The organism is Flammeovirgaceae bacterium SG7u.111 (assembly GCA_034044135.1).
Classification (GTDB): Bacteria; Bacteroidota; Bacteroidia; order Cytophagales; family Flammeovirgaceae.
Genome location: CP139021.1, coordinates 1,706,045 through 1,728,355, shown reverse-complemented (window position 1 = coordinate 1,728,355; position 22,311 = coordinate 1,706,045). Strand labels below are relative to the sequence as shown.

General features: G+C 39.5%; 19 protein-coding genes. 11 read left to right on the top strand and 8 right to left on the bottom strand.

All coding sequences use genetic code 11. The features are described from left to right. Positions 1–699: 699 nt before the first annotated feature. From R9C00_06805 to R9C00_06785, 5 genes are all read right to left on the bottom strand, one after another. On the bottom strand, positions 700–1,317 hold the full coding sequence (locus tag R9C00_06805; GenBank protein WPO37152.1) for a response regulator transcription factor: 618 nt from the start codon (positions 1,315–1,317) through the stop codon (positions 700–702). After that, a complete protein-coding gene (locus R9C00_06800) occupies positions 1,314–2,858 on the bottom strand; it encodes a sensor histidine kinase (GenBank protein ID WPO37151.1) in 1,545 nt (514 codons plus the stop codon). Before R9C00_06800 ends, R9C00_06805 begins: the two co-directional genes overlap by 4 nt. 83 nt (positions 2,859–2,941) lie before the next feature. Beyond that, positions 2,942–3,343 (bottom strand): hypothetical protein, encoded by a 402-nt coding sequence (locus R9C00_06795; GenBank protein WPO37150.1) that lies wholly within the window; start codon positions 3,341–3,343, stop codon positions 2,942–2,944. Between the two features lie 26 nt (positions 3,344–3,369). After that, positions 3,370–4,254 carry a caspase family protein gene (locus tag R9C00_06790; GenBank protein ID WPO37149.1) on the bottom strand — a complete coding sequence of 295 codons (885 nt, stop codon included), beginning with the start codon at positions 4,252–4,254 and terminating at the stop codon, positions 3,370–3,372. A gap of 103 nt (positions 4,255–4,357) precedes the next feature. Next, complete coding sequence (locus tag R9C00_06785) at positions 4,358–4,576, bottom strand: hypothetical protein (protein ID WPO37148.1); 219 nt, start codon at positions 4,574–4,576, stop codon at positions 4,358–4,360. A 293-nt stretch (positions 4,577–4,869) separates the two neighbouring features. Here R9C00_06785 and R9C00_06780 point away from each other — a divergent pair, with 293 nt between their 5' ends. The 8 genes from R9C00_06780 to R9C00_06745 all read left to right on the top strand — a co-directional run bounded on the left by R9C00_06780 (position 4,870) and on the right by R9C00_06745 (position 13,051). Next, positions 4,870–5,139, top strand: coding sequence for a TIGR03643 family protein (locus tag R9C00_06780; GenBank protein ID WPO37147.1), 270 nt, complete (start codon positions 4,870–4,872; stop codon positions 5,137–5,139). Positions 5,140–5,412: 273 nt separating this feature from the next. Next, positions 5,413–7,407 (top strand): TonB-dependent receptor, encoded by a 1,995-nt coding sequence (locus R9C00_06775; GenBank protein WPO37146.1) that lies wholly within the window; start codon positions 5,413–5,415, stop codon positions 7,405–7,407. Continuing rightward, positions 7,407–8,036, top strand: coding sequence for a nicotinamide riboside transporter PnuC (pnuC, locus tag R9C00_06770; GenBank protein WPO37145.1), 630 nt, complete (start codon positions 7,407–7,409; stop codon positions 8,034–8,036). The genes R9C00_06775 and pnuC overlap by 1 nt, the downstream gene beginning before the upstream one ends. Beyond that, a complete protein-coding gene (locus R9C00_06765; GenBank protein ID WPO37144.1) occupies positions 8,029–9,042 on the top strand; it encodes an AAA family ATPase in 1,014 nt (337 codons plus the stop codon). Before pnuC ends, R9C00_06765 begins: the two co-directional genes overlap by 8 nt. 72 nt (positions 9,043–9,114) lie before the next feature. Then, positions 9,115–9,699 carry a peroxiredoxin-like family protein gene (locus tag R9C00_06760; protein ID WPO37143.1) on the top strand — a complete coding sequence of 195 codons (585 nt, stop codon included), beginning with the start codon at positions 9,115–9,117 and terminating at the stop codon, positions 9,697–9,699. Between the two features lie 228 nt (positions 9,700–9,927). After that, positions 9,928–10,803: a hypothetical protein gene (locus R9C00_06755; protein WPO37142.1), complete on the top strand. Its 876-nt coding sequence runs from the start codon at positions 9,928–9,930 to the stop codon at positions 10,801–10,803. Positions 10,804–11,023: 220 nt separating this feature from the next. Then, positions 11,024–11,932, top strand: a complete 909-nt coding sequence (locus R9C00_06750; protein WPO37141.1) for an AraC family transcriptional regulator — start codon at positions 11,024–11,026, stop codon at positions 11,930–11,932. 114 nt (positions 11,933–12,046) lie between these two features. Beyond that, positions 12,047–13,051: an aldo/keto reductase gene (locus tag R9C00_06745; protein WPO37140.1), complete on the top strand. Its 1,005-nt coding sequence runs from the start codon at positions 12,047–12,049 to the stop codon at positions 13,049–13,051. Between the two features lie 94 nt (positions 13,052–13,145). Here R9C00_06745 and R9C00_06740 read toward each other — a convergent pair whose 3' ends face one another. Continuing rightward, positions 13,146–14,813 carry a carbohydrate-binding domain-containing protein gene (locus R9C00_06740; GenBank protein WPO37139.1) on the bottom strand — a complete coding sequence of 556 codons (1,668 nt, stop codon included), beginning with the start codon at positions 14,811–14,813 and terminating at the stop codon, positions 13,146–13,148. A gap of 393 nt (positions 14,814–15,206) precedes the next feature. Here R9C00_06740 and R9C00_06735 point away from each other — a divergent pair, with 393 nt between their 5' ends. Then, on the top strand, positions 15,207–16,139 hold the full coding sequence (locus R9C00_06735) for a helix-turn-helix domain-containing protein (protein ID WPO37138.1): 933 nt from the start codon (positions 15,207–15,209) through the stop codon (positions 16,137–16,139). A gap of 108 nt (positions 16,140–16,247) precedes the next feature. Then, positions 16,248–17,012, top strand: a complete 765-nt coding sequence (locus tag R9C00_06730; protein WPO37137.1) for an SDR family oxidoreductase — start codon at positions 16,248–16,250, stop codon at positions 17,010–17,012. Positions 17,013–17,133: 121 nt separating this feature from the next. On the opposite strand, the gene R9C00_06725 is transcribed toward R9C00_06730, so the two are convergent. Together R9C00_06725 and R9C00_06720 are read right to left on the bottom strand one after the other, a co-directional pair. Continuing rightward, positions 17,134–19,746: an FtsX-like permease family protein gene (locus R9C00_06725; protein ID WPO37136.1), complete on the bottom strand. Its 2,613-nt coding sequence runs from the start codon at positions 19,744–19,746 to the stop codon at positions 17,134–17,136. Further along, on the bottom strand, positions 19,746–20,078 hold the full coding sequence (locus R9C00_06720) for a helix-turn-helix transcriptional regulator (GenBank protein ID WPO37135.1): 333 nt from the start codon (positions 20,076–20,078) through the stop codon (positions 19,746–19,748). The genes R9C00_06725 and R9C00_06720 overlap by 1 nt, the downstream gene beginning before the upstream one ends. A gap of 452 nt (positions 20,079–20,530) precedes the next feature. Here R9C00_06720 and R9C00_06715 point away from each other — a divergent pair, with 452 nt between their 5' ends. Beyond that, positions 20,531–21,370: a class I SAM-dependent methyltransferase gene (locus R9C00_06715; protein ID WPO37134.1), complete on the top strand. Its 840-nt coding sequence runs from the start codon at positions 20,531–20,533 to the stop codon at positions 21,368–21,370. The last annotated feature ends 941 nt before the right edge of the window (positions 21,371–22,311 follow it).

Genomic DNA, 22,311 nt, shown 5'->3' with positions numbered 1-22,311 from the left:
ATTGTTTAGAAAATCGGCACAAAAAATAGCCTGAATCTCATAACCGATAGGTGACATCCAATTCAACCCATAAAATCTTTCTATAACACTTTATTTCTTACACAAAACTTGGAGTTGGTCGGCTAACTAATGGGATGGATGTTATAACCAGTGGGATTGGTGGACTAACTAATGGGCTGGGTACTATAATCAATTGAATTGGTGGGCTAACTAATTAGCTGGGTGCTTTAACTAATGGAATTGGTAGGCTAATCAATGGACTGGGTACTATAAAAAGTGGGATTGGCGGACTAACCAATGGGATGATTGCTATAATAGGTGGAATTGGTGGATGAACCAATGAACTGGTCGCAATAATCGATGGAATTGGAGAGGTAAAGAGACGACGCCATCGCTTGCAAATAGGTTACCTTTTAAAGAAATATGCTTTAGGATACTCCTCTATTGAGCCTTCCTGCACTTGATACAGGATCTCCTTCCTACCTTAGATTAGTGTCCTTATACTGCTTATCCAAAAAAACTAAGTTCTGCGTAGCTCGCTGATACGTGGGAGGAAGATTCTGGGTCAAGCCCAGAATGACTCCATATTTTGGAGGTGTAGAAGAGAAACTCTGGGTCAGGTCTAGAATGACTCTGTATTTTGGAGGATTGGAAGAGGTGTAATAGCTCGGAGCGATGTCGTTGCTGGGCTATCTTAACTCAGATTATTCCATTATTCAGTGCGTATTTAACCAAGTCGGCGCTGTTGTGGAGGTTTAGTTTTCGGAGGATATTTTTCCGATGTGTTTTTACGGTATGCTGGGAGATATATAAATCTTCGGCTATTTCGGCGCTTGTCCTGCCATTTGCCAAAGAGCGTATAATCTCAATTTCCCTATCGCTTAGCTTATAGGTCTTTACTTCTTCTTTAGTCGAAGTAAAGAATTGGATCTGGTCATAGTAAGAGCGACCAGAATGCACCCTATCAATCGCATCGATTAGTTCTTTGCCAGAATTATTCTTCAGAAGACATCCATCTATCCCAATCTTAATGATCTCTTCTACAAATGACTTCTGCGCATACATGGTCAATATAATCACCTTCACTTGCGGATGGCTTTCCTTTATTTTTTTAGCACAGGCTATCCCATCCATCACAGGCATATTGATATCTAGAATGACTATATCTACTTTGTTCTTTTCAATAAAATCTAATACTTGTTGACCATCTACTACCTCACCAACAACATCGAAATTATCTCTGGCTTCTAAAAGAAGCTTCAACCCTTCAATGACTATTTGATGATCGTCGGCTAATAGGATGTTAATGTTGTTCATATGTTTGGTAATTCAATGATAAAAGTACTTCCTTTTCCAACCTCTGACTCGATGGATAACTCCCCTCCCAATTTTAAGACCCTATTTTCAATATTACTTAGCCCCATCCCTCTTTCTACTTTAGAAAGGTCAAACCCTACACCATTATCGTAAAAAATAATACTCATTTCTTTCTCAACATGACTAATATCTACCCTTATTTTTGAGCAATTAGCATGTTTGAGCGTATTATTCACTAACTCTTGGATTATTCGATAAACCTCTAAAGCTGTTTCATTTTCTAACAAGCTTTCGATTTGCAGTTCCAGCTCTATCGCAATGCTTTTTGACGCTTGGATTGCTTCCATCAAATGCTGGATAGCTGTTTTCAACCCGAAGTGGTTAAGCAAACCAGCATCGAGACTATGGGATATAGCCCTCACTTCTTGGTTAGCAATTTGTGAGGTTTCGCTAATCTTACTTGCAATTTCCTTTATTTTTTCAGGTTCTGTTTTCGACCGTAAAGCATCTGAAAACATATTGAGCGAAGTGAGGATACTGCCAAGGTTATCGTGTAACTCGGAGGCTATGCGCTTTCGTTCCAAATCCTGCCCCTCAAGGAGGGCATAAGCAGTCTTGATCTCTTGCTGCTGAAGTAGGTCTTGAATAGCTTTTTCAGCATTGGCTTTCATCACCAACCTTTTTTGGCGAACAAGTAAAAAACCTATAGTAGCTATGATGATAATAGCGATTATAACTACTATAAGTATTGCAATTTGCTTTTGGTTTTTCTCTATTTCGGCTTGCTTAACTGCAATATCTTTTTCTATTTCTGAAGTTTTATACTTAGTCTCTAACTCAAGGATCTGATCTTGGTAATCTTGGTGGTACAAATCATGACCTTCCATTTCATACCTATAGAAGTAATAAGAGGCACTATCATATTCCCCTAATTTGTAGTAACAAACCCCGATCCAACGCAGAGATTCGGAATACCCTTTTTTGTTATCAATAAGTCGAAACTTTGGTAGACTATTCTTATACTTTTCTATAGCCTGATAATATTCTTCATTATGCATTGCAGCTAAACCAAGGTTAGATAGGGAGACTCCTATACCTTTATGATCATCATATTTTATTTGTATCGAAAGAGCCATTTTGGAATACGCTTCCATCTGACCAATACTATCAATTTTGGAATACAATAGGCTTAAATTGCTGTAGAAATAACTAAGTGTCAAACTATCATCCACACTTTCAAAATAAGGAATGGCTTCATTATAAAAAAATATGGCTGAATCATAATGATGTAGATGCTGATAAGCAGCGGCAATACCGTAGTTAGATAATGCATTAAGATGTAAATCATTAATTTTTCGAGCTACGTTTTTAGCTTTAAAATAATAGATTTTTCCAATTTCTTCTTTAGCAAGGTCACAATAAATTGTACCCAGTCTGATAAAAGCATAACCTTTAGCTGAATCATTTTCTACTTTTTCAGCTTGCTGAATAATATCAAAGCAAAGGCTAATAGCTTCCTCGTATTGGAAGTTATTAGCCATTTTTTTTGCTTTAGACAAACTTTCATTAAAGTCTGAAATAAAAGATGTAGATATAAATAATAGTATCACTAGTCTCATAATTATTAATCACCATCCCCACCTGCTGGTTTGTGAATAGTTCCATCGTGACCTTTTACTCTTTGACCATCAATGTAGAGCTGTGGAAAAAACTGACACCAATTTTGTCCAACTTTGGGAAGGTTTTTTCGGAATACAAACATTAAATAGACATGTGTATTTATAATAACTTCCTGAAAACCAACAACACTACTATCATTCTCTTCGTGATCATCAATATCAAAATCACAATTCCACACCTGTTTAGCATCTATTCCATTATCAATAAATTTTAGCTTTAACGTTTTGTTTTCTATAGGTTCTACAAAAATCTGTGCACTCACCATTAGTTGTGTTTCATCTTCATGGTCATGATCTATATAGACATGGACAAAATTGATAAGGTCAATTTCTTCAATTGATTTCATAAGAAAATAATTTAGGGTAAATAAAATTAAAAAGGTCTACTAAGTATAAATTCAGTGTTTGGCGTGCCCAATTGCTTGAAATTTGGGCTTTGTTTTTGTACCGGGTTTAATGTTTGAAGATGGATCTTTATATCATTAGTAAAGCTTTCATAGTCGATATAAGAATGTCTTGACATATTCCAAACCCGATACAAAGCTTCTGTGAAAAAACTATATTCTGCTTCTCTTTCTAATGCTTCTTCTTTTTGTAGGCAAGCTGCAAGGTGATTTATAGTTAAATCGTTTTGAGGCTGATTATCTATGTCATCTATGCCCAAATCCTTCCATTTATCTTGATATATCTTTCTCGAAAAGATATTTTCAAAATGTTTTTCTGGGAGTGATTTTGCTTTCTGTCCTAAATGATCTTCTGGAGTCGGTTTTATAGACTCTTGGGTTAAACTTGGCTGTTTATCAGGCTCTATATCTAAAGTGTCTTCTGTTTCTAGAAAACCTCCTGAATGACAACTGTCCGAAATAAAAATAATCTTTTGCTTACTATTAAAAAGACCATCCAATACAATTAACAATTCATCTTCCCGAAGCATCCAATCATATAAGCAAATTGCTTGAACTATTTTATAGTCACGAGGATTTTTAGAGTCTCGAAAAGAGGATCCATGCCCAGAAAAAGTGATCATCAATGTATCTTCATCTGTCATTCTTGATGATGACAACTCAATTTTTGAAAAGAAGTTCTCCCTTGTAGCCGCTTCATTCAATAGGGTAGCAATTGGAATAAAGCCTTCTTTATCTGCAATGAACCTCATTCGTTCTGCATCCCATACTGGCGCTGTCAATGGATCGTAATTTTTTTCATAGTGTGTTTCACTTATGCGATTTACCCCCACATGAATAGAATATCCTTTCATTATTAAAATGTTTAGTCTTTATTACAGCAATATAAAAAAAGTATTTTTAACTATTTATCAGATTATTAACTTTCAGAAAGTTTAGAGTTACACAAAAGGTTTCCTAAAAAACATAGTGGGTGTAGTTTCTAAGTTTTATTGCCAAATTCTTTTTATACAGATCATCAGAGGAACTATGTTTTCGGTAGTGGGAAATATCTTTTTTAGCCTTCATCTTCATTCCTTCTTCTTTACTACTATAAACCACCTTAGGTTGAGCGGATAGTTCTTCAACTCCATTTGACTTCTCTGTAGACTTGTTAAACATTGCAGCTTCTCTCATGGAAAATATACTTTATTATGTGAATAAGTTAGATAGGTTCGTGTTACCAAAGTTTGGCCGCTAGTTCTTAACTACCGCAATGAAAGATGATATCATTTCTGTGATTGATTATATCTCAAATATCTATGAAGAAATCCGCTATCGAAATACCTACCAAGGGGTATTCACAATTGCTATTAGAGGTATTTGTAGAAAACTTTTAATACTTGAATAGACTATATATTCAATTCCTATTTCTTCAAAACACTCCTGCTAAACACCCTGTTTGAAGTCAAAAAAGTGCTATAGTACAGATGGACGAACAGGATATAGACAGAGTAATTCAGATGGCTTGGGAAGATCGTACCCCTTTTGAAGCCATTGAGTATCAGTTCAACTTGCCAGAGCAAGAAGTGATCAAACTGATGCGCAGGGAGCTGAAACCCAAATCGTTTCGAATGTGGAGAGAACGTGTGAATAGCGGAGCAAGCCAGAAGCACCGCAAAAAGCGAAATAGTGAGATTACGAGGTTCAAATGCTCTAGGCAACGAATAGTTTCCTCCAATAAAATAGCAAAGAGATAATCCAACTCAGTTCAAAGACATAAAAGCACGTATCGAACAAATTGACCCGATTGCTATGCATCTACCAGAAATTTTAAAGAGGGCTCAGGAGGGTAAAGGGACTGAATGTTTGATGTTACAGAGCATTCCCTTCTTTTTTTGCCTTTTGGAAAAAGTGTAAGAAGGAATTTAAGAAGTGAGCTAGGTATCTTATTTTTTTAACCAAAGGTAAATTTGAACTATCACCTTACTCTAGTTACTTTCGCTGCTTCATAGCAATCAAAACACATATAAATGACTAGATATTTTTTACCGTTCCTTTTTACATTTCTGATTGGTGGACAGCTTGTCGCACAAGAAAACCCACAACTTGACTCGGCAACCACACTGCAAGAAGTCATTATTACTTACCAAGCCGACAAGCTCACACCACTCACCTATCAAAATATTGATTCGAAAGAGTTAAAAACGAAATCGACAGGTCAAGAGCCGTCTTTTTTGTTAATAGAAACCCCATCCATTACTAATTATTCGGATGCAGGAAGCTCACAGGGGTATTCTTATTTCAGGCTGAGAGGCGTAGACCAAACAAGAATTAATATTACGCTGGACGGTGTTCCACTCAACGAGCCCGAAGACCAAGGCGCTTACTTTTCCAACTACCCCGATATTTTCAATTCGGTAAGCAAAATTCAGATCCAAAGAGGTGTGGGTACCTCAAAAAACGGAATAGCAAGCTATGCCGGAAGTGTACAATTATTTTCTCCTAATCTTTACGACTCGACCAAAACAACCTTTGGCCTTGGCTATGGATCGTTCAATAGTTTCAGAGCATTTGGGGAATACAACAGTGGCATAAAAAACAAAAAAGCAATTTATGTACGAGCCTCACAAGTATATTCCGATGGCTATAAATACAATTCTTCAAACAATTCCCAATCACTGTTTCTGAGCAGTGGCTTATTCTTGGACAAGTCTACATGGAAATTCAATTTATTGGCAGGACAACAAAAGAATGAGTTAGCTTGGTTGGGCGTTTCAGATTCCTTGATCTCCATAGATAGAAGAACAAATGTCAATGAAAATGAGCGAGACCGCTTTTTTCAATCCCTCGCCCAAATTCAAAACAATTGGATGATCAGTGATTTTTCATCTCTCCAATCAAGTATCTATTACACCTACCTGAAAGGAAACTATGATTTCAACTTAAATAGTTTCTTAGGGCTGCCATCCACGGAAGAGCTTTATAATTATGCCTTTCAATCTAACCTGATAGGCTTTTTCAGTAACTACACTTTTTCTAAAAACCGCTTGAACTGGACAACTGGCATCCATGGCAATGTGTATGATCGGAAGCATACCGGCAGTGAGAAAGCCTTGGGAAATTTGTATGAAAACACAGGCTACAAAAATGAAGTCAGCATCTTTACAAAAGCAGATTATACCATAAACAACCTTTCATTTTTTGCCGACATCCAATACCGCTACTCTTCTTTTGACTACAAAGGATCGGTTTCGTTCGATAAAATGGATTGGAACTTTATCAATCCAAAAGTGGGGGTAAGCTTGGAAGCAAAGCCTAATACAGTGCTCTACTACAGTGTTGGCAGCACGGGCAGGGAACCTACAAGAAATGATATATTTGGAGGCAATGATGATTTACTTGCCGACAGCCTAGGAAATGCCCTGACCTTCATACAAGACCCCGAATATGTAGTTGACCATGAGTTAGGCTTGAGATATTCTTCAAGCAAATTCCATGTAAATACCAACCTCTACTACATGAACTTCCGAAATGAAATTGTTCTGCAAGGCAATTTTGGTCCCAACGGCTTAGCTCTCACTAATAATGTAGAGCAAAGTTATCGGACAGGAGTGGAACTAACCATTGACTATAAGATTAACAATCGCATTTCGCTTATCAACAATTCTTCTTTCAACTATAGCCGAATAAAAGAGCAATCAGAAGTCTTTTCCCCTATACTGACCCCACCTCTTATCATAAACCAAGAAGTAGTTTATTCCATAAACGGCTTTTCAATTTCTCTCTTGGCAAGGTATCAGGATAAATCCTACATAGATTTTGCAAACTCATCCGCTATCGATGGATATTTTCTACTAAACGGCAAGGTTCAGTACGATTTCAAAGGCTATACGTTTTCTGTTTTCGCAAACAACATCACCAATACCAAATACTTCAACCAAGGGTATGTAGATTTTGATGGCAGCAAAAAATATTTCACCCAAGCACCTACTAATTTTTATGCATCTGTAACCTACAGTTTCTAATGGACTTCTTCAGCATTGAAAAAATAGCCTTTGAAATCTGGGGCAATCCCATTAGCTATGTAGAACTCATAGGAACAGCATTTGGCTTGCTCTCGGTTTATTTGGCCTCCAGAGCCAATATCTTAACTTGGGGTACTGGCATTGTAAATGAAGTCTTTCTCTTCATCTTGTTTTTCCAAGTTCAGCTCTATGCAGACATGTTCCTCCAAGTTTACTTCTTCATTGTCACGCTATACGGCTGGTACAATTGGAAGACCAAAGAAAACAAGAAAAAGGTTTCGAAAATCAGTCCAAACAACAGACTAATAATAGCTCTGGCAATTGTGATAGGTACGATCCTATCAGGATACTTATTCAAAAACATCCACAGCTACCTGCCTAGCCTGTTCACCATTCCAGCAGCTTATCCATTTGTAGATTCCTTCATCATGGTATCCAGTATTGCAGCCACTATCCTTTTGGCCAAAAAGAAAATAGAGAACTGGTATTTATGGCTCATTATTGATATTGTCTGCGTTATTCTGTATTTCATCAGAGAAGTTTACTTCTTATCCTTAGAATATTTCATTTTCCTTGGTTTGGTTGCATACGGGCTTTATAACTGGAAAAAATTGCTGAAAAATGGTTAAAGCGTTCGTATTTGGCAAGTTTTTGCCTTTCCACAAAGGCCATGAGGCAATGGTACATTTCGCCCTCCAAAACTGCGACTTCCTTAGCGTGTTGGTCTGCTGTAGCGACAAAGAAACTATCCCTGATACCAAAAGGAAAAAGTGGGTTGAACAATCGTTTGAGGGACAAAAAAATATTGAAGTTCGAGTTTTCAATTATTTAGAAAGTGAATTGCCAAATACATCCGAGTCTTCCAAAACGGTTTCAAAAGCTTGGGCAGGCATTTTCAAACAGCTTTTCCCCGATTACTCCTTGCTCATCACCTCAGAAGAGTATGGCAACTATGTAGCCTCTTTCATGGATATTCAGCACCTTGCTTTTGATATTCCCAGGCAGCTCTACCCTGTTTCGGCCACAGCTCTTCGAAACGATATTTTCTCGTATTGGAAGTTTTTACCTGCTAGTGTAAAGCCAGATTTTGCAATAAAAGTGGTGCTATTGGGTACAGAGTCTACAGGCAAAACTACCTTATCGAGGAAACTCTCGTCCCATTTCAATTGTAGTTTAGTTTCAGAAGTTGCACGCGAAATTATTGAAAACTCCAATTCGTTTAGCTTTGAAGACTTGCATCTCTTGGCAATGGAACATGCTAAAAGAATAGACCAAACTGTGCTAGGCGATAGCCCTCTCATCATCATAGATACCGATATTCATATTACAAAATCGTACTCGGAGTTCTTCTTTGACAAAGCCCTTCAAGTCAGTTCTGAAATATACAACTCCAACCTTGCAGACCTTTACTTGTATCTAAACAATGATGTTCCCCACGTACAAGATGGGACAAGGCTCAATGAAACAGATAGGAACCTATTAGATACCTCACATAGAAACACCTTGGCTGAGCACGGAATTCGCTTCATTGAAATTAGCGGAAGTTGGGAAGAAAGGTATGCTAAAGCGTTTTTTCATATAGAGAAGGGAATTAGCAAACGCAACAAAAAATCTATCAACTATTTCAAACGCTAAGATTTATCTATCCCCTACTCGAAACTTTGTTTGGTAGTTAGCTGTTCAATCACCTAAAACAAAACCACATTTATGAAACTATTAAAATCAGTTACACTTTTAAGCGCAGTAATTCTATTCAACATGAGTACTCTTTCAGCACAAATACCCGACAAAGCAGAAGACATTTCCCCCTTGCTTATTGGCGAGGTTTTGCCCAATAGCGAACTTACCAAGGCAGATGGAAGCACTGCCAAGTTCTACGATGTGATAAAAGAAAAGCCAACGGTGTTGGTATTTTATAGGGGCGGATGGTGCCCGTATTGCAACATGCAGCTTTCGGCTTTGGCTATTGCCGAAGAGGAAATACTTGAGCTTGGCTACCAGATAGTAGCGGTTAGCCCAGATAGCTTTGAAAACATCGAACCAACTGTAGAAAAAGACAAGGTGAAGTATAGCATTTATTCGGATGCAGGTGGCAAATTTAGCCAAGAAGCAGGCATTGCTTTCAAACTCTCCCCAGAAAAGGCGCGTCAGAAAAAGACGGAAACCTTACCTGTGCCGACCGTGTTTGTCACCGATACCAAGGGGCAAATTTTGTTCGAATACATCTCTCCAAACTACAAAAAAAGAATGACTCCTGAACTGCTAATGGCAGTGCTGAAGAATTTAGAATAACATAAAATCCCATCCAAGGAGGGCATTTCTTTTAATAGAAATGCCCTTTTTTATTTATCTCTTACCTATTCTGAAGTGTTTTGGTGGGAGTTAGAAAAAGGGAGGTTGAGTTTTGATGTTAAATCTGTTTGCCTTTCCCACATTGCTGCCCATTGCTTACAACCCCAGCCCTCATAATAGTGTCTACAAGAACACCTATACCACTGTACAATCTTAAAAAAACACTTGATGATGAAGCGCTATACTTTACTTCTTTCTTTGTTGCTTTTTACGCACCTGTTGATGGGGCAAAAGGAAATGGATATTCCTCAAAATAATGTAAATACAAAAGGTTTTGCAGAAAGGCTACCTGAAACATTACAGCTTTACGATTTGGAAGACTTGCGCTATTCGCCAGATTCCCTAGGCATTAGAATTTGGAAACAACACAGCATTTTTACGCTGCAGCTAGATGACTCAATTAGCTGTGAATACAAAATTCACACAAAAAAAAGTAGTAAGCCTATCTCCTCTACAACCTCTTTCCCACAAAGCATTTCACAACCACTTTTAGAGGCCATAATGGCTCAATCTATTTGGGAGTTAGAAGATGATGATTACAGAGGAATAGATGGCAGTTTTGTCTATTTTGAAATTGCCACTCCTGCATCTTACAAAGTTCTCAGCATTTGGAGTGGTCGACTTAGAAGTACCCAAAATGGCGAACTGGCAACTCAACTATTGAACTTGGTAAATACAACCCTAGAAACGAATAAGTTAACATCTATCTTTTTAGACTCCTTATCACCTGGGTGTTACCGGTGGGGAATGAGTGGCATCTGTATCGATAAGTTTCTTGGTAATGAAGTACAAAAAACGGATTTCTATTCTTATGCTGAAAACAGAATAAAAAGTGAATTAAACATTACCGAGGACACAGGTCATTACAATTATCCTATAGTAATCATCAACAACAAACCGGCAAAGTTGTCCGACCTGAACCAGTATTCAATGAAAGATATGAAAAGCTTGGATATTTTATCGGAAGATAATGGTGTTCCCGCACTTGCAATATATGGAACTCGCGCCAAAAATGGAGTAGTAGTATTAACCACTAAAAAATAAGACTAAGCTTAGCTGAAGCAACTCGCCAAGCTATAAAAAAGGATAACGCCTGAATTGCTTATAGCGGTGTTGAAAAGCTTGGAGTAGTACATAAAACACAAAAAATAGGGAAGGACAAAACCTCTCCCTATTTTTTCACTACCTCATTCCCTCCTTATTCACAACTCTATTTTAGTTTGATTTCTTTAACTTTGAAAAACTCAACACCAGAATAGAAACTATGCAAAAAAGCGAATCTGTAAAAGACTTTTACAATAGGATAGCAATTTCGGATACAGAAACAAAACCGCACCTTCTAACAAACAAGGACGGTGGACATTTTAATGTGTACAAAAGAAGTGACATTGCTTGCAAAAACTACAGTCCGTACAATCGGAGGGATTTTTATAAGATATCACTCATCAAAGGAACAGGTACTTTGCACTACGCCAACCAATGGATTGAAGTCAAGCAAAACACTTTGCTCTTTTCCAACCCCAATATCCCTTATTCTTGGGAAGCTAAATCAGCAGAACAGTCAGGCTATTTTTGCCTTTTCACCAAAGAGTTTGCCACTTCCAACCATCAAAATGACAGCTTTTTGCAATACCCACTTTTCAAAGTGGGGGGCAACCCGGTTTTCTTCTTAGATAATGACCAAACTGAGCGAGTAAGCAGTTTATTTGAAAATATGCTAGTTGAAATAGAATCAGGCTACCAATACAAATATGACCTCATGAGAAGTTATATGAACCTGATAGTGCATGAGGCTTTAAAAATGAAACCTGCTGGATCGTACCTCAAACATAAAGATGCCGCTACTAGAATCTCCTCTCTTTTTCTTGAGCTACTCGAAAGGCAATTTCCCGTTTCATTGGAGCATTCTTTACAGCTCAAAAGTGCCAACGACTTTGCCAACCGGCTTTCCGTACATACCAATCATCTTAACCGAGCCGTGAAGAAAATCACAGGAAAAACGACTACAGATCATATAAGTAAAAAGGTAATTGATGAAGCCAAAGCTATTCTAAGCCATACGGACTGGAACATTGCAGATGTAGCCTATTGCCTTGGTTTTGAAAACCCTTCTTACTTCAACAACTTCTTTAAGAAGCAAACCCGTATGACTCCTAGGGAATTTAGAAGTTAATGAATCGCCTCCTCCTTATTGTTTGAATTTTATAGTTTTTGGTTTGAATCCTTCTATGTCTCTACTCTTGCAAACCCCTACTTTTGAACAGATCATTCATTAACCAAAATACTTATGAAATATAGAAAATTGGCAACTACCGATGAGCAACTTTCAGCTATTGGGTTGGGTTGTATGGGAATGAGTTTCGCTTATGGACCAAGGGATGATAAGCACTCAATAGAAACACTTGAACATGCACTTAGTATTGGCATAAACTTCTGGGACACGGCCGATATGTATGGGGTTGGCCATAATGAAGAGTTACTGGGCAAGGTATTGCAAAAAAAAAGGGATAAGGTTTTCCTTGCCACCAAGTTTGGCTTTCGGGTCGACAAAAATTTTGACCCTTCAAACATGAAAACCTACAAGACTTATTTTGATGGAAGCCCAGCTTACGTAAAAGAAGCTTGTGAAGCTAGCTTGAAGCGTTTGGGAGTTGATACCATCGATTTGTATTACACGCACCGGGTTGACCCCAATGTACCCATAGAAGAAACCGTTGGGGCTATGGCAGAGCTGGTGAAAGAAGGAAAGGTTCGTTACCTAGGGCTTTCAGAAGCTTCTGCAAGCTCTATTCGCAAAGCCCATGCAGAGCACCCCATCACAGCTTTACAAAGTGAATATTCTCTTTTTACCCGAGATTTAGAATCGGAAATACTTCCACTTTGCCGCGAATTAGGCATTTCAGTAGTACCCTACAGCCCACTGGGCAGAGGCATGCTTACTGGAACAATAAAAGAAGCCCCAAAAGCATCGGACGATTTTCGAGCTAATTTGCCTAGGTTCCAAGAGGAGGTCTTTGTTGAAAACAAAAAGCTAGTGGATAAACTAGAAGAAATAGCAACAAAGAAAGGTAATACTCCAGCCCAATTGGCGCTAGCTTGGCTGTTGGCTCAGGGAGATGACATCATTCCAATACCGGGAACAAAGAAAATCAAGTATCTCGATGAAAATGCCGGTTCTGTAACTATCGACCTTAGTACCAATGAGCTACAAGCAATCTCTTCTCTATCCGATAACATTAAAGTATTAGGAGAAAGGTATACAGAAGGCGCAATGAAAATGGTGAATAATTAAATAGGTGGGAAAAAGCCCATTTGCAAAACACAAACCCTCTCAGAAAAGAGCACCTGAGAGGGTTTCACTTGCTTTATAATATAACCTACTACACCTACTGAATGGTAGTGATCGTACCTGAAATATTGAACGTTTTGTACAAACTTCCTCCAGAATACGTGCCTCCATCATACAGCCCGTCCGTTTCTGTACCAGTACTGCTGCCTCCAAAATAGAGTGAATAGGTAGTTCCAGTTTGCAAGACAGGTGATGAAAACACCACAGATTGGTACGCTTTGCTAGGGGCGAAAGTCACAATATCCTCTCCTGCTTCATTTTGGATGTGCACCAAGGTATTGGCTGATTTTTGATTCTCTCCAAACACTGCCATCAAGCCATATTGTGAAGAAGTACCACTTGTTGGTGCCTGAGCCATTCCCGAAGAACCTACTGCAATCAAGGTTCCTCCTTTCATGGCAAAGGTAGCATCATAATCGAGCGCACCATTATTGCGCTGGGTAGGTCCGTTCACAATGGCTATTCCAGCGTTCATTTCCACATAGCCATTAGCATCCAAACCATCCCCATCTGCATCCACTACAATATATCCCCCATTGATAGTCAGGTAATTATCCCGACCGCTGTTTCCTGCTGCATTGATACCATCGTCCGAAGAAGTCACATGGATATTTCCGTCGTTGATCGTTATTCCCACACTTTCAATCCCTTCATACGAATGCTCAATTAGGATATTTCCCCCATTGACTGCCAAGGTAACCTCTCCATGAATTCCATCGTCACCCGTACCTAGCACAAAACCACCCCCATCTATCACAATGCTGTTGTCAGAATGGATGGCATCATCAGCAGTATTGATGTCAAATTCTCCATCTACTACTTTCAATTCATCTCCTGCTTTCAAGCCTTTTGCAGAAACATCGCTGCCCAACTTAGCTGAATAACCACCTCCCGCTACTATTGCCATCGTAGCATATTCGATAGTAAGATCTGTCTCGGCTTGGATGCCATCGTTTTCCGAAGTGATCACAAAATCTCCTGCTTTAATAGTGATATAGCCCCAGTCTACATCGGCTTCATGATCCGATTTCAGGCCATCACCACCAGCTTCCAACGAGAAGCTTCCGCCTTCTATCAGCAAATAATCTTTGCCTCTGATCGCATCGTCCGCTGCCTTTACTATATATGTGCCATCCATAATCACCAAGCCATCTTTACTGGTAATTCCGTCGTTGTAATTTGCGGTTACCATTAGCGCACCTTCTCCCGAAATAGTCATATTTGCTTTGCTATGAAGAGCGGCATTTGGCTCGTCATCGTCTCCCTCGTATACATACTCATCCGCATCGGTGAGGTAATTTTCAGAGCCTTCATTCAAAATGATATTTACCTGATTGGCACTTTTAATAAAAATTGGCCCAGATGTAGCACTAGTCATATCAACTCCGTCGAGCACAATATTGATATTCCCCTCGTCTTCCGTATCTACCAACAATTGCCCATCGTTTAGCGTGCCGATAGCAGAATAGGTTCCTACTGCTGTAATAGTGACCACGGTTTCGTTTACGCTCAGCCCTGTCCCTTCGGTATAGATTGAATCGCCATAGAAAATAATTATTCCATCGTTGCTGCCTAGTTCATAATCAATTGGATCAATAATCGAAGGCTCGTCCCCATCATTTATTACATCATCCTCCCCACACCCGCTTAGCATCAGCATGAACACCAAACTGCCAAGCATTGCCATAAAAAATCTATTTTTCATAAGTTTGAAATATTTAGTTAATCTATAATTCAAGATTAGTTATCATTAGGTTTAATGACCCTACCTCACAAGATAAGGTTGTACAAAAAGCAAGCATAGATAAAGGCTCTAAACACCAAAAAGGCAATGTTTTCAACAAATGGCTTACTCTAGTCTACCGACAACCAGATTTGATCAATTAAAAAATTCTAATTATTTTGGCTATTCTTTGTTGGATTGGGGGAAACGATCAAGTTGCTTGGGAAGTTAAATCATGGATAGTATACTCTCGAGGTTCAACTTACCTAGTCATAAATACTCTTAGTAAGTACTGCTAAAACCTTCTTCCTATTTCTATCAAAAACTGCACATTCAACTAATATTCCTATATTTGAATTTCGCAAATTCAGGATTATGGTAGGCTTAACAACTTTACAAGATTTTTATAGGGAGATGGGTTTCGCAAATGACAGCGAGCTCCAACGTATTCTGCCAGAAGGTATCAACAAAGACATTGGCCATTTCAATGTGTTCAACATCAGCAACGTGATGCAGAAGGTAAAGGAAACGAAAACGATGCCTTACAATAGGCGGGCGTATTACAAAATTAGCCTGATAAGCGGGCACAACCTTGCTGAATATGCTGATAAAACAATTGAAATAAAGCAACATGCCTTACTTTTTGCCTCACCAAAAGTTCCATATAATTACCTTTCCCAAGATGAAAACCAATCAGGTCATTTCTGTATTTTCACTGAGGAGTTCCTTGCATCTTCAAGGGCTGGAATGCTACTAGATGACCTTCCAATTTTCAAACCGGGTGGCTATCCTGTTTTCCAGCTTAACACTACACAAGTAAAGGAAATTAGCCTTATTTTTGATAAAATGAATAAGGAAATCACATCTGACTATACCTTCAAATATGACTTGTTACGCAACTATGTGTTGGAATTGATCCATTACGGGCAAAAGCTTCAACCAGAAATAGCTACACAGCCACCCCACAATGCCACCACCCGTGTAGTAGGTTTGTTTGTTGAGCTATTGGAACGCCAATTTCCTATCACCTCGCCTAGCCAACAATTGGAGTTGCGCACCGCCAAAAGCTATGCGGAAAGATTAGCCATCCACGTCAACCACCTCAATAAAGTATTAAAGGAAAACACTGGAAAAACCACTACCGATTTCATCAGTGGTCGCATTGCACAAGAAGCAAAATTGCTCTTGAAACAAACCGACTGGAATGTTTCAGAAGTTGCCTATTCTTTGGGCTTCGAAGAAGTTGCCCATTTTTCCAATTTCTTCAAAAAGCAAGCTGGCATTTCACCTCTAGCTTTCCGCTCCTAATCCTAATATTTGATTTTTGCAAACAATGGATTGATACATGCAAATGGATTAGTCTTAATTCCAGCACTTTTGTATTGTTGAATTTACCACACAAAACATACAATTGGGATGAATACTAAAAACAAGATTGCATTAGTTACAGGCGGAAGCCGCGGGTTGGGAAAAAATATGGCTTTGGCACTAGCCAAAAAGGGAATTGACGTTGTACTGACCTACAACTCCAACAAAACAGAAGCTGATAAAGTAGCTACAGAAATCAAGTCAATTGGGCAGAAAGCAAGCGTTTTTCAGTTGGATGCTGGAAACGTATCTTCATTCGATGCATTTTTCAACTATGTAACAGCATATTTGCAAGAGGAAACCGGCAGTACAAACTTTGATTTTTTGATCAATAATGCGGGGACGGCACTTTACGCATCGTTTGCCGAAACTACGGAAGAGCAATTTGACACTGCCATGAACATCCACTACAAAGGTGTATTTTTCCTTACCCAAAAGGCACTGCCATTTATGAATGATGGCGGACGAATCATCAATATTTCCTCAGGTCTTGCCCGTTTTTCTTTCCCCGGTTCTTCGGCTTATGGCTCCATGAAAGGGGCTGTTGAAGTACTTACCAGATACTTGGCTAAAGAATTGGGTTCGCGCGGTATTACTGCCAATGTGGTTGCTCCAGGTGCTATCGAAACAGATTTTGGTGGCGGGCATGTAAGGGATAACAAAGAGGTAAATGCTCAATTAGCAAGTACTACGGCTTTAGGACGCGTCGGTTTGCCCGACGACATTGGTGGGGTGGTCGCTTTCTTATGCACCAAAGATGCAAAATGGATCAACGGACAACGCATTGAGGCCTCGGGTGGAATGATGCTGTAAACTCAGTGCTGGACCAACAAATCCAAACCTTTAAAAAGAGATGGCTCGGATACTAGCCATCTCTTTTGTCTTTTTCAAGCATTCCTATTTGTTATATCCAACAGATCTTTCTCCACTTATTTCACTCATTTTGAAGTGTTTCCGTGGGGTTGGTAAAGGCTGCTTTTACTGTCTGATAAGCGATGCACAAAAGAGAAATACTGGTGAGCAAAAGAATGGGAAGGAGAAACGATTCAATTCCAATACTTGCCCTAAAACTGTAGTTCTCTAACCATTTGTGCATAAGAAAGTAAGCGATAGGCGCACCTAGAAATGCGGCAAGAATAATCTGCCCTAGATACTCTTTAATGAACAAGCCCAAAATATGAATGGAAGATGCTCCGAAGGTTTTCCGAACACCCACTTCTTTTTTCCTTCTCAAACTTACAAAAACAGACAAACCAAACAGCCCCAGGCAAGCCACAAAAATAGATATGCCAGTAAAAACCCCAAATATTTTCCTAAAATTGGTTTCTGCTTCATACTGGGAGTTAAAACGATCATCTAAAAAATAATAATCGAAGTATTGATCGGGGTATACACTTTCCCACACGTCTTCAATTCCCTGAATGGCAAGCGCAAGGTTGTCGTAATCTTGGTAACTTCTAGCTGCTAATTTGATGGATGTATGCCCTCTAAATGGGTTGAACTCAAATAAAAGCGGATGGATTTTCTCTTTTAGGGATTGATGATGGTAATTGTCTATAACAGCTAAAATATCATAGGTTTTCCCATTGTTCTGATTGACTATTTTTTGCGTTAAAGCTTCTTCCAAATTGTTTAATCCCAAAAGCTCAAAGGCCGCTTTATTGATGATGACCCCTCGTTTGTTTTTCCAAATAGCCTCTTCGCTAAATCCTTTTCCAGCAAGGATATGGAGCTGGTAATTATCCATATAATGTTCATCTACGCCTATCAAATGGAGCTGCACTCCCTCCTTACTACTTTGCAGATTACAAACCACATCTTGCCCATTTCCCCCGCCGGGTACCATGGTAGACGACGCTACCCCTTCCACTACCGACAGTGCACCTACCTCCGTTTTAAATGCCTCGAACTGGCTTTTTCCTCGCCAACCTTTCTTCGCTGTTTTTACAATGAGCGTCCTGTCCAGTTCAAATCCTAGGTCATGATTTTGCATGAATTTCATCTGGTCAGAGATGATGAATATGCCGATGATCAGAACCATAGATAAACTAAACTGGAACACGACCAGCACTTTCCGAAAACCTACCTTAGTGGTTTGGTTAAAAAGCCGCCCTTTGAGCGCGTCCATTGGGTGAAGTTTGGAAAGAACAATGGCAGGGTAGGCAGAAGAAGCGATTGAACCAAAAAAGAACACCAATAAAAATAGGCTATTGGTCTGCGTATCCCACTCTAGCAAAGGCAAAATTCGTCCATTGGCAAATTCTTTTATGGCAGGAAATAGAAGCGTAGCGGCAAGTATAACAAGCACTAGGGCAAGCCCATTGAGCAGCAAGCCTTCCAACACAAACTGACGAACAATCTGAGACTTTAGCGAGCCCAATACTTTCCTCACACCCATTTCTTTGAACCTGTTCAAGGCATTCGCCCCCGTAAGGTTGATGAAGTTGATCCATGTGATCACGAGCATAAATACCCCCACAAGCGCAAGCAAATATTCCGTATTAGACAGGTTCCCTTTAATAGGCTTCAATTCAATGAAAAGCTCTTTTTGGATAGAAGTAAACTCCTCAAGACTCGAAATATCGGCACTGATTTTAGCCCCAAGCAGCTTCGGCTGGGCTGAAGGATCTAGCAATACAAACAACCCCATGTCCGGATACAGCCAATCACCTTCCAGCTCCTTCCCCACCGATGTTTGGAGGAAATCGAAGGAAAAAGTGGAATTGAGAGGAGTATCTTGAATAACACCCGTGACCTGCAACTCGTGTTTTTCGCCCCAAGGAAGACTCGATTGAAGAAACTCCCCCACGGCATCTTCTTCTCCAAAGTACTTTTTGGCAGTAGAAGCCGTGAGCACCACCGAGCCAGGCTGGCTAAGTGCAGTAGCAGGGTCTCCTTGTAAAAACTCGAAGGAGAAGATATTGAAAAAGCTAGAATCGACCGTGTATATCCGCTGTTCATTGAACTTTACCTGTTCCTCTCCTTCTTTACCATTCGTTGTTATCAGCATTTCTACATTAAAGCCATAACGGCTTGCCTCCAGTATTTCCGGATAATTTTCCTTGGCAAACTCTGCCACACCATTGTAGGTTTGTTTCCCCGCATACATCAACTTCCCCTCCTGCTTTTCTTCCTGCTGGATCACAAAAATCTGCTCGACCTGCTCGTGAAAGCCGTCGTAGCCCACAAAGAAGCCAACGTACTTCGCCAACATCAGCACTGCCAACATTCCTATCACCAAGCCCATAATATTGATAGAAGAATAGACTTTATGCTTCAGGATATTCCGAAAACCAATTTTGATATAATGCTTGTACATACCGTTAGATTTTAATGGATTCGTTCTGATGACAGGTCGGATAATACCTGGCCTGAAAAGAAGTAAAATATCTTTGAGCAATAACCAATTTGCCTTTCTTTTGCCATCCGACTGCACCTTGCGCTCGTAGAGTTCCAGCAAATCACCTTCTATATCGGCGTGGTAATCGGGCTTGCAAAACCATTTGAATACGCTCAAAAGAGCTTTTGGAGCTGAGGAGTTTTTCATTAACCTAGGTTCAAGATAAAGGGAGGAAGCGAATCCCAAAGCTTATTCCGGGTTTGGCGTGTGTAGTCGATTGCCTGCTTTCCGTAGGCAGTCATGGTAAAAAAGAGCTTGGGCCTGCCTCCTCTGGCTTCAGAAGAATCGCCATGAGAAGAGGTCAAATACCCTTTTTTCTCCAGCCTCCTCAGCGTGGTCTGGAGTGCCCCTACGCTCACTTGCCTATCGAGCCGCTGCTCTATTTCATCCTTAATGGTAACCCCATAGGCATTGCCGTGCAAGATGCCCACCGTAAGGAGTACGATCTCTTCAAATTCTCCTAATTGAAATTGTTTCATATCTAATACTACTTTATAGTATTACTAAGATAAACAAAATAACAAATACTACAAAATAGTAATTAGTAGTTTCCATTTGGAGTGAAGCTACAAATAGTTGTTGCCGAACCCATTTTGTTTTATCCATATCTTCTCAAATAGCCAATTTGCATTTGCGGAAAAAATTAGTTGTTATTAGATATATGTAAGAATTATAAAAATATTTCCAAATCGCTTCTTAGATTTTCTAATTGACTATTCAACCTAAAGACTTACTTAGGACTTTCTGATTTTTAAGGCCCTGACTAGATGTTGAAGCTTGACTTTTCTTTCACCAATGGCTATCTTTATATCGATTTGAAAACACTATAACTCATATCTCTTCCCTTTTCTGGGGCAACACCGTTGCAATGAGCAGATCTCATTGCCCTATCTAGGTGTATCTAAATTTTAATCACTTAAGAAAGTACATCGTGAATATTTCAGACATCATAAAAGGGTCTGCAAAGCCTGCTATATATGAAAAAGGCAGTGCATTTATGTGGACAGACCCACATATTTCAAAGCAATTGCTTCAAGTCCACTTAAACCCTGAATTGGACTTAGCAAGCAGAAAAAAAGCTACCATCCTTCAGACGGCAAATTGGATTTTAAAGGTTCAACAATCCTCATCCCCTCTCAACATACTTGACTTGGGCTGCGGACCTGGACTTTATGCAGAACTCTTTGCCCAAAAAGGACATCGTGTCACAGGCTTGGATATTTCCCAAATCTCCATCGAGTATGCAAAAGAAGCTGCCAAAAAGCAAGACTTGGACATTACCTACCTCAATGCCAATTACCTAGAGCTAGCGCTTGAAGATAATGCATTCGACTTGGTAGTACTTATCTATACCGACCTTGGAGTGTTACCTCCACAAGAGCGAGACCTATTGCTAGGTAAAATCTATCGTTCTCTCAAAAAAGGAGGATTGTTTATCTTCGATGTGTTGCAAGACAAAGAGCTAGAAACTATGGTTACGCCCAAGTCTTGGGAAGCTGTGGACACTGGCTTTTGGAAAAGCACCCCATATCTTGCCCTTTCAGAATCTCATCTTTATGAAAAAGAAAAAGTGGTATTGTACCAACACCACATCACTGACCAAAATGGGGCAATGAGCACCTACCGCTTTTGGACACATTTCTTTTCCAAAAAAGATGTGGTCGAATTCCTAAAAGCACAAGGGTTTACAGGTGTCCACTTTAGGGAGGATATTCTCCCCGAAGGAAAGTGGAATGCTGACAATGTGTTATTTACCGTTTGCAATAAGTAGTATTTAACCGTTCCGTTTGCTTAAAGCGAGCGGGACGGCCTAACATCAAAACTACCTCACCTTCCCAATTTCTTACATTACTCACTTTTACCCTCTCAACACTGCTTGGCGCATAATTTTTGGCAAATGGAAGGATATAGGTAGCATTTATAGCGTTGTCAACTAGGATTATTGCACTAGTAACATGGGCTGGAAGGATAGATGCTAATTTTATAAACAAAGCGGGATAAAATAGTGCACTGTCCGCATGGATTTATTACATCACCGCATGACTTGGAGCGATTGTGGGATGAAATGGTGCGACCGCCGCACGATTTAGAGGCTGCGCCGTACTGATCATGTAATAAGCAGAATGATTTGACACGTGCGCCGCATGAAATGGAGCATGCGCCGCTAATATTATAAACAACGCCGTTTGTCACAGCCCTACTGCCGCACTATTTAGGGGACAAACTGCTAATTTTATACGCATTGCAAGAACCTATGAAGCACCATAAGCAGAAAACCGCCCGAATGCGTAAGATTTTATCGGACTCACAACAGAGTATTGATAAACACTTGCCCAAAATGGAGGAATTCCGTTTCGAAATTAAGCAATTACTTACATTGGACTATTTTTGAAAGAGCTGAGACAATAAATAGACATGTACTATCCTGTAGTATAATTAGCTAAAAACCAAGTTTTGATAGGCAATAATTTTGTAAATGGACAATAGACTATGAAGTTGTTTAAAGTAAGGGTTTCATTATTGTAGTTTGGCAATCTAAAATCAAAACAACGCCGTAGAGCCTGTCCCGCATTTCAGCAGGATGTTGCAGGCTTTTGGCTAATAGTTAGGTTTCTGTAACCCTTAACAGGATTGGCTTTGTTTAAATATCCATTTCTACAATAGTGGAACCCTTCACAGGGTTCTTTTCTCGAAACCTCTACATAGTTACTC

Excerpts from the sequence above, each read along its gene's own strand:
- R9C00_06805 (WPO37152.1), bottom strand. The coding sequence starts at position 1,317 with ATGAACAACATTAACATCCTATTAGCCGACGATCATCAAATAGTCATT.
- R9C00_06800 (WPO37151.1), bottom strand. The coding sequence starts at position 2,858 with ATGGCTAATAACTTCCAATACGAGGAAGCTATTAGCCTTTGCTTTGAT.
- R9C00_06795 (WPO37150.1), bottom strand. The coding sequence starts at position 3,343 with ATGAAATCAATTGAAGAAATTGACCTTATCAATTTTGTCCATGTCTAT.
- R9C00_06790 (WPO37149.1), bottom strand. The coding sequence starts at position 4,254 with ATGAAAGGATATTCTATTCATGTGGGGGTAAATCGCATAAGTGAAACA.
- R9C00_06785 (WPO37148.1), bottom strand. The coding sequence starts at position 4,576 with ATGAGAGAAGCTGCAATGTTTAACAAGTCTACAGAGAAGTCAAATGGA.
- R9C00_06780 (WPO37147.1), top strand. The coding sequence starts at position 4,870 with ATGGACGAACAGGATATAGACAGAGTAATTCAGATGGCTTGGGAAGAT.
- R9C00_06775 (WPO37146.1), top strand. The coding sequence starts at position 5,413 with ATGACTAGATATTTTTTACCGTTCCTTTTTACATTTCTGATTGGTGGA.
- pnuC (WPO37145.1), top strand. The coding sequence starts at position 7,407 with ATGGACTTCTTCAGCATTGAAAAAATAGCCTTTGAAATCTGGGGCAAT.
- R9C00_06765 (WPO37144.1), top strand. The coding sequence starts at position 8,029 with ATGGTTAAAGCGTTCGTATTTGGCAAGTTTTTGCCTTTCCACAAAGGC.
- R9C00_06760 (WPO37143.1), top strand. The coding sequence starts at position 9,115 with ATGAAACTATTAAAATCAGTTACACTTTTAAGCGCAGTAATTCTATTC.
- R9C00_06755 (WPO37142.1), top strand. The coding sequence starts at position 9,928 with ATGATGAAGCGCTATACTTTACTTCTTTCTTTGTTGCTTTTTACGCAC.
- R9C00_06750 (WPO37141.1), top strand. The coding sequence starts at position 11,024 with ATGCAAAAAAGCGAATCTGTAAAAGACTTTTACAATAGGATAGCAATT.
- R9C00_06745 (WPO37140.1), top strand. The coding sequence starts at position 12,047 with ATGAAATATAGAAAATTGGCAACTACCGATGAGCAACTTTCAGCTATT.
- R9C00_06740 (WPO37139.1), bottom strand. The coding sequence starts at position 14,813 with ATGAAAAATAGATTTTTTATGGCAATGCTTGGCAGTTTGGTGTTCATG.
- R9C00_06735 (WPO37138.1), top strand. The coding sequence starts at position 15,207 with ATGGTAGGCTTAACAACTTTACAAGATTTTTATAGGGAGATGGGTTTC.
- R9C00_06730 (WPO37137.1), top strand. The coding sequence starts at position 16,248 with ATGAATACTAAAAACAAGATTGCATTAGTTACAGGCGGAAGCCGCGGG.
- R9C00_06725 (WPO37136.1), bottom strand. The coding sequence starts at position 19,746 with ATGAAAAACTCCTCAGCTCCAAAAGCTCTTTTGAGCGTATTCAAATGG.
- R9C00_06720 (WPO37135.1), bottom strand. The coding sequence starts at position 20,078 with ATGAAACAATTTCAATTAGGAGAATTTGAAGAGATCGTACTCCTTACG.